The organism is Microbacterium sp. JC 701 (assembly GCF_021026215.1).
In the GTDB taxonomy this organism is placed as follows: Bacteria; Actinomycetota; Actinomycetes; order Actinomycetales; family Microbacteriaceae; genus Microbacterium; species Microbacterium algihabitans.
Window position 1 is genome coordinate 276,209 of the sequence record NZ_JAJNCV010000001.1, and the last position, 13,408, is coordinate 289,616.

A 13,408-nucleotide genomic window follows, 5' to 3' on the forward strand; every position below is an offset into this window, starting at 1 on the left:
TACCGTCGTGCGGATCAGACCGGTGACACGCCGTCAGCCGTCGTCCACCGCCGGCGTGTCACCCACGAGATCCGCATAACGGTCGCGCCGACGACCACCGACCGGTGAAGGAACGGGCTCAGCCCCGCGCCGCCCACCACTCGCGCAGGCGCTTCTCGGCCTCGTCCTCACCGAGCACGCCCTCGTCGAGCCGCAGCTCGAGCAAAAAGCGGTAGGCCTCGCCGACCTCGCGACCGGGCGTGAGTCCGAGGACCTCCTGGATGCGGTTGCCGTCGAGCTCGGGGCGGATCGAGTCGATCTCCTCCTGCTCGCGCAGTGCGGCGATGCGGGCTTCGATGTCGTCGTACGCGGATGCCAGGCGCTGGGCCTTGCGCTTGTTGCGCGTGGTCACGTCGGCCCGGGTCAGGATGTGCAGGCGCTCGAGCTCGTCGCCGGCGTCGCGCACGTATCGCCTGACCGCGGCATCCGTCCATGCCCCCTCGGCGTAGCCGAAGAAGCGCAGGTGCAGCTCGACCAGTCGCGTGACGACGGTGGTCGTGGCCGCGTCGAACCGCAGAGCCTGCAGCCGCTTGCGCGCCAGACGCGCACCCTTGATGTCATGGTGGTGGAAGGTCACCCCTCCACCCGCCTCGAGGCGCCGGGTCGCGGGCTTGCCGATGTCGTGCAGCAGGGCGGCCAGGCGCAGGGGCACGTCGGGAGCGGCATCCGGATGCCGTTTCTTCTCCAGAGCGATCGCCTGGCGCAGCACGATGAGCGAGTGCTCGTAGACGTCCTTGTGGTGGTGGTGCTCGTCGACCTCGAGGCGCAGAGCGGGCACCTCGGGCAGGAACTCCTCGATCAGACCGGTCTCGACGAGAACCCGGATGCCGCGGACGGGATCATCCGTCTGCAGAAGTCGCACGAGCTCGGCCTGGATGCGTTCGGGGCTCACGATCTCGAGCGAGCCGCGCAGCTCGGCGATGGCGTCGAGAGTGTCCGGATCAACCGCGAACTCGAGCTGCGAGGCGAAGCGTGCCGCGCGGAGCATACGGAGGGGGTCGTCGCCGAAGCTCACGGCGGGGTCGATCGGGGTGCGCAGGCGACCGGCCAGCAGGTCCTCGACGCCTCCGGTGGGATCGACCAGCGTCCGTGCGGGAACGCGCAGCGCCATCGCGTTGACGGTGAAGTCGCGGCGGCTGAGGTCGGCCTCGAGCGTGTCGCCGAACTCCACGGTGGGCTTGCGGGTGACGCCGTCGTAGCTGTCGGCACGGTAGGTCGTGATCTCGACCTGCTCGCCCTTCACCTTCGCGCCGATGGTGCCGAAGTCGCGGCCCACATCCCACTGCACGCTCGACACGGGCTTGACCAGAGCGAGGATCTCGTCGGGACGCGCGTCGGTGGTGAAGTCGAAATCGTGCGTCGTACGACCCAGCAGCGCGTCACGCACCGGACCGCCCACGATCGCCAGATCGCGCCCGGCGTCGGCGAACACGCGAGCGAGCGTCGCGACCACGGGGTGGGCGGCGAGCTCCTCGAGGCGCGCGAGGCTCTCGACCATGTTCAGCATGCCTTCGAGCCTAACCGGGGCGCCTCACGGCCACGGGCTGCTGCTCACGCGTCGGCGAACGACACGAAGCCGGTCACGAGCAACTCGCGCACGCGCGGCAGCACGTCGGCGCGCAGCTCGACGGCATCCACTTCCAACAACTGCGCGATGGCGTCGACGAGCACGCCCACGGCGAGGTCTCCGTCGCACGCGCCGACGAGGGCCGCGAGAGCGGGGTCGACCTCGATCGTCCGCGCGAACCCGCCGCCCTGGCGCAGCTCGATGACCGAGGGATCCTCCTCGCCCGGACGGTGATGGCGCGCCTCGGTGACGTCGGGCGACACCTTCAGCACCGCCGAGGCGAGGTCGTCGTCGTCCATGAGAGCCGCGCGGTCGTGCGCGGCGAGGCAGGCGGCCAGGTGCGGACCGAAGGCCGCCTCGCCCCCGCCCGCGACGCGCTCGTAGCGCGCGAGGGTCGGCGCGCCCGCGAGCGGCCGGCGCAGCAACACATAGCCGAATCCGACACCGGTGACGCCCCGACGTGCGAAGTCGTCGAGCCACGCGTCGATGAGGGCGGCGTAGGCCGGGGTTCCGGGAACGGTGCCGCCGTCGCGCACCCACAGCTCGGCGTAGGCGAGCGGATCGAGCACCTCGCGCTCGATCACCCACGCGTCCATCTCCGAGCCGACCCACCCGCGCACGCGGTCGAGGCCCGTCTGGCCCCAGCGGTACTCCCAGTTGCCGAGCGACTGCGCGACCCCACCGGGCGAGAGGTTCTCACCCACCCCCGTGATGACCGCGGCCACCAGGGCATCGCCCTCCATGCCGCCGTCGCGGTATTCGTACGAGGGAACACCCTCGACCCGTGGCGTGATGACGAACGGGGGATTGGATGCCACGCGGTCGAACGTCTCGCCCGCCACGGGCTCGAACAGCGACCCCCGCCGCGTCTCGATGCCGTCGACACCGTTCAGAAGGGCGTTCAGGCGGGTGAAGCGGAGGGCGCGCTCGGAGATGTCGGTGGCCACGACGTGGTCGACGAGCCGCCGAAGGCGGAGGGCTTGGATGCCGCAACCCGTGCCGAGATCGAGGGCGGTGCCCCCGCGTCGGGTCAGCTGCAGGCGGGCGAGGGTCTGAGAGGCTCCGCCGACGCCCAGCACGTGGTCTTCGGGCAGGGGACCCTCGAGCGCGGCCTCATCCAGGTCACTGGCGATCCACCACTCGACCTCTCCCTCGTCGTCGGCGAAGGCCTGCGGCCGCACCAGAACGGCGGGAGCGACCTCGTCGCCCTCGGCGCGGACGAGACCCAGAGCCGCGGCCCCGTCGACCCCGAGCGAGGGGAGCGCGGTCTCGGCATCCGCTCGGTCGACGGCGAAACCGAGTCCCCACAGGCGCCCGAGCACGGCCAGCGCGTCGGTGCGCTCACCGAGCGCGCGCTGGGCCGGACGCCGCAGGCCCCGCGCGACCGCGTCGTCGGCCTGAGCGCCCCACACGTCGCGCAGGGCGGCGCTGGCGTAACCCGCCTCACGGAGGTCGTCGGCGAGGGCCTGGCACAGCTGGGGATCGGGTTCGGGGAGCACCGGTCCATTCAACCGTCTGCGCGAGGCTATCGGGGGGCTCGAAGGGAGGCGGGCCTAGACTCGCAGGCGGTACGAGGCCCCCTCGTTCCACCGACGATCGTATGACCGTGACCTCCCAGCCCTCGGGCTCCCCCGTGCCGCGGCGCTCCCTCACGCGCCGGCTGCTGGCGACCCTCGCGGCAGGCGCTCTCGCGGTCGGAATGGCCGTTCCGGCCTCTGCGGCCGCGGCCGCGACGCCGACCCCGTCTCCCTCGGCATCCGCCAGCCCGGCGACGATCGCCGCGGCTCCGGCCGGCAACGGCGTGCTTCGGGCGGGTGAAGCGCTCTCCGTGGTGGTCACCGTCACGGCCGGCTCATCCGACACCTCCGTCGCCCCGCTCGTGCTGTCGCTCGGTCGCACGCCGCTCGGCGATGACGCCTCCCTCGACCGCTGGCTCGGCGGCGACACCTCCGGCGCCGGCGTGCAGCAGGTGGCGATCGGATCGATGGATGCCGCGTCCTCCGGCTCGCAGGCCACGACCACCCTGTCGGTCGCTGCCACCGACCCCGCCCTGGCCGGTCTCGCCGCGGGCGTGTACCCCCTGCTCGTCACCACGGGCTCGCTCACGGCGACGAGCGTCGTCGTGATCCCCGCCGACGGTGCGCCCGCGACCCCCATCGCCCTCGTCGTGCCGATCACGGCGGCTCCGATGACGCGCGGCCTGCTCACCGCCAACGAGCTCGCCGAGCTGACCGCCGTCGACGGAGCCCTCTCGGCCCAGCTCGACGCGGTCGACGGCACCACCGCCGCCCTCGCGATCGATCCCGCGATCCCGGCCGCCATCCGCGTGCTCGGTTCGGCGGCTCCGCCCACCGCCGTGTCGTGGCTGCAGCGTCTGCTGCAGCTGCCGAACGACCGCTTCGCCCTGCAGTTCGGCGATTCCGACGTGGCGGCGCAGCTGCGGGCCGGCCTGTCGGCTCCTCTCGAGCCGACGTCGCTGCTCGGCTACATGGCGGCCGCCGATTTCACTCAGCCCGCTCCCGCCGTCTCGGCCGTCTCGACGCCCGATCCCTCGCCCAGCTCGACCCCGGGCCAGCCCTCGTACCCCTCGCTGTCGACCTTGCTCGACATCGGCACCGCGACGTCGGGCGTGTACTGGCCGGTGACGGGCTCCGCAGGAGCGGACACCGTCGCCGCGCTCGGAGCTCTGGGCACCGCGGAGCAGCCCTCGCACGTGCTCGTGCCCTCGTCGAGCGTGATCGGCGGCGCCCGCCAGGCGGCCGCGAGCGTCGGTGGAGTGTCGACGCCCGTCTACGACGCCGAGGTGTCGCGGGCCCTGGCCGCCGCCGCCGGGCAGAACGACACCACGAGCCGCAGCGCCTCCCTCGCCGCCGCCCAGGGCTACCTCTTCGTCGCGCGGGCGACCACGGGCGGTCAGCCCGTCCTCGCCGTGCTGGACCGCGGCACCGACCGCTCGCGCGTGAGCCTGCGCGCCACCCTGGGTCTCGCGACCTCCGCCCCGGGGTTCGCGGCCTCGACCCTCCGCGAGGTGTCGTCGCTCCCGGCATCCGAGATCTCACTCGGCGCTCCCACCGTCGACGCCGCGCGGGTCACCGACATCGCCGACCTGGTCGGTGATGAGCAGACGATCGACCGGTTCGCGACGATCCTCGACCAGCCCGAATTACTGACCGGACGCGAGCGCGCCGAGGTGCTGCAGGTCACGAGCTCCTCGTGGACCGGCGACGCCGCGCGCCAGGCCGTGGCCGACCACCGCGCCGCGACCAACACGACGCTCGACTCGGTCGGCATCCTGTCGTCGGACTTCCGTCTCGTCTCCTCCAGCGCCCCGCTTCGACCGTGGGTGCGCAACGATCTGCCATGGCCGGTGACCGTCGTGCTGGCGGTCCGCACCAACGACGCCCGTCTGCGCGTGCAGGAGCGCACCACCGTCGACGCGCAGGCGTCGGCCAACACGCGCGTCGAGGTGCCCGTCGAGGCCCGCATCGCCAACGGCGAGGTCAGCGTCGACTTCCAGCTGTACAGCCCCACCGGAGAACCCGTGGGCGCCCCTCAGGCGGTCGACGTCGAGGTGCGCGCCGAGTGGGAGAGCATCGGGCTGATCGTCATCATCCTGCTCATCGTCAGCTTCCTGACCCTCGGCGTCGTGCGCACGGTCGCGCGACGCCGGCGAACCCGTTCCGAAGAGCAGTCCGGTGCGGGCGACCTCGATGACGACGCTCCGGTCGATGGGATCGGGGCGAAGGACCCGGATGCCGACGGCCGCAGTCCCGCCGAAGACGCCGACCACGATCTCGACCCACCCACCCCCGCGCAGAACCCCACCGAGCAGGAGACCCACCCGTGAGCAGTATCGGACGGGCGAGCGTTCTGATCGGAGCGGGCACGATCGTGTCCCGCGTCAGCGGCCTGCTGCGCATCGTCGTGCTCGTCGCGATCGTCGGCTCGGTCGGCAGCGCCGCGGGCGACGCGTTCGGGCTCGCCAATCAGCTGCCGAACAACATCTACACGGTCATCTCGACGGGCGTGCTGACGGCCGTGATCGTGCCGCAGATCGTCAAGGCCGCAGCCCACGCCGACGGCGGTCGCGCCTTCGTTTCGAAGCTCTTCACCCTCGGAACGGTGATCCTGCTCGCGGCGACCGCGATCGCGATGGTCGCCGCGCCCTTCATCGTCACGGTCTACATCGACCCGTCGAAGGTCGAGCCCGACCAGATCGCCCTCGCCACGGCGTTCGCGTACTGGTGCCTCCCGCAGATCTTCTTCTACGGCCTGTACGCGCTGCTCGGCGAGATCCTGAACGCGCGGAAGGTCTTCGGGCCCTACACGTGGGCCCCGATCGTCAACAACCTCGTCTCGATCGCCGGCTTTGGCCTCTTCCTCGTGCTGTTCGGGGGGCCGAGCCCCGACGTGGTCCAGTGGACCCCCACGATGATCGGCCTGCTCGGCGGGGTCGCCACCGGCGGCATCGTGCTGCAGACCGTCGTGCTGCTGGTGTTCTGGCGTCGGGCCGGACTGCAGCTGCGTCCCGACTTCCACTGGCGCGGCGTCGGCCTGCGCCACATCGGCCGTCTCGCCGGTTGGACCTTCCTGATGGTCATCGTCGGCCAGCTCGCGGGCATCGTGCAGACACGAGTGCTCTCGGGCGCCTCGGGAACGGGCCCGGCCATCCTCGCGTCGCAGAACGCGTGGCTCGTCTTCATGCTCCCGTACTCGATCATCGTGCTCTCGATCGGGACGCCGTACTTCACGCAGCTGAGCGAGCATGCCGCGGCCGGACGCGACGGCGACGTCAAGACCGACATCGTCCGCAGCATCCGGGTACTGGGTCTCTTCATCGTCGTCGCGACGGCCGCCCTCGCTGTCGCGTCCGTCCCCGCCACGCGGATCTTCACCAACAGTTCGGCCGAAGCCCTCGCCGCCGCTCCCGTGCTGCTGTGCTTCTTGGTCTGTCTGCTGCCGCTGGCGGTGCTGTTCGTCGTCCAGCGCACGTTCTACGCCTACAACGACACGCGGACGCCGTTCTTCTTCACGCTCGTGCAGGGGGGCCTGGTCGCCCTCAGCGCCCTCGCCGCGGGCGGGGCCGTGTCGGCGGGCCTCGTGCCCCTGTCGCAGCTCGCGGCCACCGTCGCGCTCGGTCAGGCGCTGTCGAGCCTCGTCCAGGTGGTCATCGCGACGATCATCCTGCACCGTCGTCTCGGAGGGATCAGGATCGGCGAATGGATGCCACCCCTCCTGCGCTTCATCGGTGCGGCGATCCCCGCCGCGGGCGCCGGCTGGGGAGTGCTGCTGCTGTGCGGCGGTCCCACCGGCTGGGTGTCGGACTCGATCTACACGGGCGCGCTGGGAGCGGCGCTCGTAGGCTCGGTCGTGCTGGCCGTGTACATCGGCATCCTGGCGATCTTCCGCACCCCCGAACTCGCACCGGCGCTCGCTCTCGGTCGGCGCTTCCTGCCCAAGCGCTGAGCCTTCCGCGCCACCCCGAGGACGCGGAATACCACGGGGCTAGCATGGGTTTCATCGGGCGGAATCAACGAAGGGAACGCGCTACCGTGCGTCACGTCATCATCATCGGATCCGGCCCCGCCGGCTACACGGCCGCCATCTACGCGGCCCGAGCCAACCTCGAGCCCCTCGTGGTCGCGAGCTCCGTCGAGGCCGGCGGCGACCTCATGAACACCACCGAGGTCGAGAACTTCCCCGGCTTCCCCGACGGCATCCAGGGCCCTGACCTCATGGCCAAGATGCAGGCCCAGGCCGAACGCTTCGGTGCCCAGGTGCTCTACGACGACGTCGTCTCGCTCGAGCTCGACGGCCCCGTCAAGAAGATCACGCTCGGCAGCGGAAAGGTGGAAGAGGCCGTCTCGGTCATCTACGCGACCGGCTCCGCCTACCGCAAGCTCGGTCTCGAGGGTGAAGAGCGCCTCTCGGGCCGCGGTGTGTCGTGGTGCGCCACCTGCGACGGATTCTTCTTCCGCGACCGCACGATCGCCGTGGTCGGCGGCGGCGACTCCGCGATGGAAGAGGCCAACTTCCTCACGAAGTTCGCGTCGAAGGTCTACATCATCCACCGCAAGGATTCGCTGCGCGCCTCGAAGATCATGCAGGAGCGTGCCTTCGCGAACCCCAAAATCGAGTTCATCTGGAACAGCGCCGTCGACGAGATCCTCGGCGACGAGGCCGTCAACGGCGTGCGCCTGCGTTCGACCGTCGACGACACCACGCGCGAGCTGCCCCTCGACGGGCTGTTCGTCGCGATCGGCAACGACCCGCGCACGCACCTCGTGCACGACAAGCTGCAGCTGACCGACCAGGGCACGATCTGGGTCGACGGCCGCTCGTCGCGCACGTCGGTCGAGGGTGTCTTCGCCGCCGGTGACGTGATCGACCCCACCTACCGCCAGGCCATCACGGCCGCCGGCAGCGGCACGGTCGCGGCTCTCGATGTGGAGCACTTCCTCGCCGCGCGCGGTGAGGCCGGTGAGCCCGCCGTCGCCGAGAGCCCGATCGAGGGCCTCCCCGACGCCGCCGTGGTCTGAGGAACAAAAACGCGTTCACCTGCGTTTTCACACACTGACATCTCATTTAAGGAGAAATCACATGACCGCCAAGGCGACGACCTCCGCGACCTTCGAGCAGGACGTCCTGCAGGCCGACGGACCCGTTCTCGTGGACTTCTGGGCTGAGTGGTGCGGACCGTGTCGCATGGTCGCACCCGTGCTCGACGAAATCCAGAGCGAGAACTCGGGCAAGATCACCGTCCTCAAGCTCAACGTCGACGAGAACCCCGATCTCGCCATGAAGTACCAGATCACCTCCATCCCCGCGATGAAGGTCTTCCAGGGCGGTGAGGTCAAGACGACCATCATCGGCGCCAAGCCGAAGTACGCCCTCGAGCAGGACCTCGCAGCCTTCCTCGGCTGACCTGCTTTCCTCGAATCCCCCGGTGCCTTTCGGTGCCGGGGGATTCGTCGTTTCAGCCGCCTGCGGGAGAGGTTCCGGATGCCGGGAACCCCGCGCATCGCGCGGCGCGGCGCTGTGGGCCTCTACGACGCGTCGAGGCGCACGCTGGCGTCCCAACGCCGGTGCGGCTCTTCGTCGCCCAGAATGCGCCACACAGCGCGTGTGAGGGGTGGATAGTCGAGGGAGATCTGCCGGAGCACACGATAGTTGCGCGAGCGATTGGGGCGGACCCCGCCGTTCTCGGCGATGTTCTCGGCGCGGAGGGTCAGAACGACGAGTTCGTCGACGCTCGGCAGGTCTTCCATGAAATCCCACGGATCTTCGCCGCCGCGAAGACGCTCGTGGATCAGTACGGCCAGCTCGTCCGACGCTTCCGCGCGCAGAAGTTCGAGGCTGGCGCGACGGCGCAGGTTGTCATCGTTCGCTGTCACTCATCCAGCGTACGTCGACCCACCGACATCGCGGGCCGGGGTGCGTTCACCCGCCGCGTGACGCCGGGCTGCGATGAGGCCCTCAGCCCGTGTATCCCTCTTCGCCGAGCACGCCGAGGATGCGGTTCAGATCCTGGATGCTCGCGAAATCGATGCTGATCTGGCCTTTTTTGGCGTTCAGTGACACTCGGACTTTGGTGTCGAACCGGTCGCCGAGTCGCTCGGCGACCTGATCGAGGCCGGCGCGACGCGTTCCTGCCTGCGGCTTCTGACGAACGGGGGCGACACCCGGCATCTTCGCCGCCGCCTCCGCGGCCCGCACCGACAGATCTTCGTTGACGATCTTGTCGGCGAGCTTCTGCATCTCTTTGGCGTCGTCGAGCGAGAGGATGGCACGCGCGTGCCCGGCGCTCAGGACGCCGGCGGCCACACGCTGCTGCACGGGGACGGGCAGCTTCAGCAAGCGGATCGTGTTGCTGATCTGAGGGCGCGATCGGCCGATGCGCGTCGCGAGCTCCTCCTGGGTGATCCCGAAGTCTTCGAGCAGCTGCTGGTACGCCGACGCCTCTTCGAGAGGGTTCAGCTGCGACCGGTGGAGGTTCTCGAGCAGCGCGTCACGGAGGAGGTACTCGTCGTCGGTGTCTCGGACGACCGCGGGGATCGTCTCGAGACCCGCCTCCCTCGACGCTCGCGTACGACGCTCACCCATGATGAGCTCGTAGGTCCCGTCCTTCTTGTCGCGCACGACGACGGGCTGGAGCACACCGAATTCGCGAACGGAGTGCACCAGTTCCGCGAGATCATCGGCATCGAAGTGGGTGCGCGGCTGTCGTGGGTTGGGGACGATCGTCTTGGGATCGATGTGCACCAGACGCGCACCGGGAACCGTGACGAGATCGTCGGCCGGGGAGTCACCTGCGGGGGAGGCCTCTGACGATTCCTTCGTCGTCGTGCTCGCTCCGGGGAAGAACACGTCGACGGGTCGGGACTCCGACGGTTCCGCCGTGGGGATGAGAGCGCCGATACCGCGGCCCAGTCCGGTCCTCTTCGCCATCAGGAATCCTTCTTTTCAGTGTCGCGGGCGACGATCTCGACCGCCGCTTCGCGGTAGGCAATGGCGCCCGCTGACTGGCCATCGTACGCGATGACCGTCTGCCCGAAGCTCGGCGCCTCAGAGACGCGTACAGAACGGGGGATGACGGTGTTGAGAACCTCGTGGCTGAAGTGCGATCGCACCTCTTCTGCCACCTGCTGCGCGAGTCGGGTGCGTCCGTCGTACATCGTGAGCAGGATCGTCGACACGTGCAGACCCGGGTTCAGGTGCTTCTGGATCATCTGGACACTACCGAGCAGCTGGCTCAAGCCCTCGAGCGCGTAGTACTCGCACTGGATCGGGATCATAACCTCATCAGCAGCGGTGAAGGCGTTGATCGTCAGAAGACCCAGGGACGGCGGGCAGTCGATGATGACGAAGTCGAGGTGATTGTCTTCGATCGCCAGGTAGTCGCGGAGCGCGCCGCGCAGACGATGCTCGCGCGCGACCTGCGACACCAGCTCGATCTCGGCCCCGGCGAGGTGGATCGTGCTGGGGGCGCACAGCAGGTTCGGCGACTCGGGGCTCACCTGCACGATGTCAGCGAGCGGGAACTCGTCGATCAACACGTCGTAGACGCTCGGCGTCTCGGCGTTGTGGGCGACCCCAAGGGCAGTGGACGCGTTTCCCTGCGGGTCGAGGTCGATCACCAGAACGCGAGCGCCGACCGAGACGAGAGCCGCCGCGATGTTAACAGCGGTGGTCGTCTTGCCGACGCCACCCTTCTGATTCGACACCGTGAACACACGGGTCCGACCCGACAGCTCGACCTTGGACGTTGCCTCTTCGAGTGCCCGACGTCGCGCAGAGAGATTCGCAATCTCGCGGGCGATAGGGGAGTCCTCGAAAGATGACGGCGTGGCTGCCTCATCGGACTGTTTCACGTGAAACACACCTTCCCATCGCCAACTTGGTCAGTCTACCCGCGGGCGCCGACATTGCCGTGGTTGCGGTGGCATTGACGGCCGAACCTCGGGCTTCGGGCGGTTTGCGGCGCCGGGGTGGTGCGTCCACGAGGACCCTCAATCGGAGAACGTCGTTGATGTTTCACGTGAAACGTAGCTCCGATCTGCTTCGTCCTCAGCATCAGAGCTACCTGAGTATCCCCACCTGACTCCAAGTCAGTTCATCAGGGGTGGTGGGTACCAGCCTTTCGGATTCCGGTGTAGCGCAGCCCACTGTCGACGCGTTGTCTCAGAAGTACGTTGCCCGCGGAGATGGCAGGGCACATCAAGAGAGGACGCAATCCGCACCTCCGGCCGGCGGGTGCTCCGTCGTGTACGACCGACATTAGGTGCAAGGAGCGCTCACGGGCCTGGGCGATCTCGGGCGATCTATCGGGCTCGGGCGCCATGCCCCCAGCGTCGCTTGCGCATAGCTCGGAAGCTGGCCGTCCATGCTACCGCGGCTACGGCTCGTTGCCCTTACGCTGACACCGGCTGTACGTGTCGACCGGTCGGTTGCGAGCCGCTGCCAGAGCCACCGTGGGGGAGAGACTGATTTGAGTTTGCCCGGTGCAATTCCTTCGAACTGTCAGACGAGCCCGACTGACCCGTCCACACCAAGGGGATCGGAAGCAACGACGCCACCTTGCAGGGATCGTCGCGTACCGATCATCCGAGCACCGATGGGCGCCTGGTGTTTCACGTGAAACATCCGCACTCGGGGATGTCGCGAACCTGCGCTGACACAGCGCACGAGGCAATGTGCCCCACACGTCCGGACGCCACGTCCGCACGCACTGACGGCGATCCGCGATCTCGGGTTTGTCTGGTCAGTACGCGCGTGTGACGAGCTTCTTCGCAAAGCACCGAATGCGGAGTGCCGCTCGGAGAGAACCATGTCCCCGACGCTCGGCTTCGTGGACCGTGGGGGAGAGACCATTAGACATCACACTCAGTGCGCGTGAGTGTCGTCGCGCGGGATGTTCGTAGGCGGACGTGTCCGATCTTCATCTCTCGGGTTGACCGGGCCTACGCGTGCTCGTCACGCACCCGACACGAGTGCGGAATGCCTGGCGCACCCAATGCGCCACCCTTCCCGGTGCCGGATGCCCATCACCCGCCAGACACTCCCGGCCCGTGCGAGCTGCGCATTCTGACGCCCGCCGCTGTACGAGCCTGCGTCACAGCCATCCAAAGCGGACTCTACGGCCAGGCGAGGTGAGTACGCGCCTCGTGGAGCACCCCACCGAAGTCCCACACCAATTGTCCGACCGCTGACTGGACGGACCGAGGTCGAGGTTCCTAGTTGAGGCGTGATGCGACACACCGGTCCTGGATGTTTCACGTGGAACGCCCTCATCCGGTCTGCACTAGGATCGCGGTCGATTGATGGCAACGTGCTGCCGTCGCGACGCGCGAAACTGGCACCGACGCTCCCCAGCGAGCGGGGCCTCACCCCGCGGAACCGCTGACGAGGGGAGTGGTTTCCGGTACCAGCAGCAGGCTGCTGACTCCCTTCGTCTGTTCAGTTCCCTGCGCTGACGTTTCACGTGAAACACGTCTCCGATGTCTCCCGCGGCACGGCGCACGTGAGGCGGAAGTCGACTGATCACGAATCCCTGCCACGAGTCTTCGAACCCGCTCCAGCGGGACGCGGATTCCGGCGCAGCGGTGGGGGTGGCTTTAGCGCGATGCCGCTCACAACATCGCCGCGCGCGACCGCTCCGGTGCTGGACGACTGCTGACTGTCGCAGACGGATGTTTCACGTGAAACAGGCTGATCGAGGCGCCGGCTTCGATACCCCCCACGCGACGGCAAACTGTGTGCCTCGTGGCGGGATATCGTCCGCGCGACCGGCTGGCGTTCTAACGACCTCACCGGACTGGGGCACGCCGTGCGGAAGGCCACGGGGTGCATCCTTCGAAAGGGGCGTGTGAACTGTTTCACGCGTTGTCATTCAGGCGGGTATGCGGTCCGACCAATTCGAGTGCCCCTCGTTCGGACGCGTTTCTCCTCGGCGATCAGGACAGGGGAACTGCCCCAACTGACGGATCCACGGACTGGCGCGCGCCCGGCTTGGCGTGTATCGATCTAAGACCATGCCGGATCGGCGACCCGCGGCTCGAGACCGTTCGAGTGCCTCCCAGCCCGCTCGAAACGGCCCATCCACGAGGCGAGCTTGTCAGGTCGCGCCATGCAACCCTGCTGTGATGAGACCTCACCCAAGACTCGATCTGCGAGGTGTGGCCGACACCGTGCCTCAAGCCAACGGCCTCCAGACCTCAGGTCCGCGCTGTCCCACGTCACCAGGGAATGGCGTTCACGTGATCGCCGAATCAGCACCCGCGCGTCAATCCTGCCGCTGCCACC

The 13,408-nt window shown here is 68.7% G+C and carries 9 protein-coding genes; 4 read left to right on the forward strand and 5 right to left on the reverse strand.

The annotated features are described in order from the left end of the window. Positions 1 to 118: 118 nt before the first annotated feature. Both LPW41_RS01345 and LPW41_RS01350 read right to left on the reverse strand, forming a co-directional pair. Positions 119 to 1,546 (reverse strand): CCA tRNA nucleotidyltransferase, encoded by a 1,428-nt coding sequence (locus LPW41_RS01345; RefSeq protein WP_230703929.1) that lies wholly within the window; start codon positions 1,544 to 1,546, stop codon positions 119 to 121. Between the two features lie 44 nt (positions 1,547 to 1,590). Then, positions 1,591 to 3,105, reverse strand: coding sequence for a methyltransferase (locus LPW41_RS01350; RefSeq protein WP_230703930.1), 1,515 nt, complete (start codon positions 3,103 to 3,105; stop codon positions 1,591 to 1,593). Between the two features lie 107 nt (positions 3,106 to 3,212). Between LPW41_RS01350 and LPW41_RS01355 the strand changes: the two genes are divergently transcribed. The 4 genes from LPW41_RS01355 (at position 3,213) to trxA (ending at position 8,530) form a co-directional block, all read left to right on the forward strand. Then, complete coding sequence (locus LPW41_RS01355) at positions 3,213 to 5,453, forward strand: DUF6049 family protein (protein WP_230703931.1); 2,241 nt, start codon at positions 3,213 to 3,215, stop codon at positions 5,451 to 5,453. Beyond that, positions 5,450 to 7,072 (forward strand): murein biosynthesis integral membrane protein MurJ, encoded by a 1,623-nt coding sequence (murJ, locus tag LPW41_RS01360; protein WP_230703932.1) that lies wholly within the window; start codon positions 5,450 to 5,452, stop codon positions 7,070 to 7,072. Before LPW41_RS01355 ends, murJ begins: the two co-directional genes overlap by 4 nt. An 86-nt stretch (positions 7,073 to 7,158) precedes the next feature. Further along, positions 7,159 to 8,145 (forward strand): thioredoxin-disulfide reductase, encoded by a 987-nt coding sequence (trxB, locus tag LPW41_RS01365; protein ID WP_144830993.1) that lies wholly within the window; start codon positions 7,159 to 7,161, stop codon positions 8,143 to 8,145. Between the two features lie 61 nt (positions 8,146 to 8,206). After that, positions 8,207 to 8,530, forward strand: coding sequence for a thioredoxin (trxA, locus tag LPW41_RS01370; RefSeq protein WP_144830990.1), 324 nt, complete (start codon positions 8,207 to 8,209; stop codon positions 8,528 to 8,530). 122 nt (positions 8,531 to 8,652) lie between these two features. On the opposite strand, the gene LPW41_RS01375 is transcribed toward trxA, so the two are convergent. The 3 genes from LPW41_RS01375 to LPW41_RS01385 all read right to left on the reverse strand — a co-directional run bounded on the left by LPW41_RS01375 (position 8,653) and on the right by LPW41_RS01385 (position 10,977). Further along, complete coding sequence (locus LPW41_RS01375) at positions 8,653 to 9,000, reverse strand: tryptophan synthase subunit alpha (RefSeq protein ID WP_144830986.1); 348 nt, start codon at positions 8,998 to 9,000, stop codon at positions 8,653 to 8,655. Between the two features lie 82 nt (positions 9,001 to 9,082). Continuing rightward, positions 9,083 to 10,054 (reverse strand): ParB/RepB/Spo0J family partition protein, encoded by a 972-nt coding sequence (locus tag LPW41_RS01380; protein WP_144830983.1) that lies wholly within the window; start codon positions 10,052 to 10,054, stop codon positions 9,083 to 9,085. Next, positions 10,054 to 10,977, reverse strand: a complete 924-nt coding sequence (locus tag LPW41_RS01385; RefSeq protein ID WP_144830980.1) for a ParA family protein — start codon at positions 10,975 to 10,977, stop codon at positions 10,054 to 10,056. The genes LPW41_RS01380 and LPW41_RS01385 overlap by 1 nt, the downstream gene beginning before the upstream one ends. Positions 10,978 to 13,408 lie beyond the last annotated feature (2,431 nt).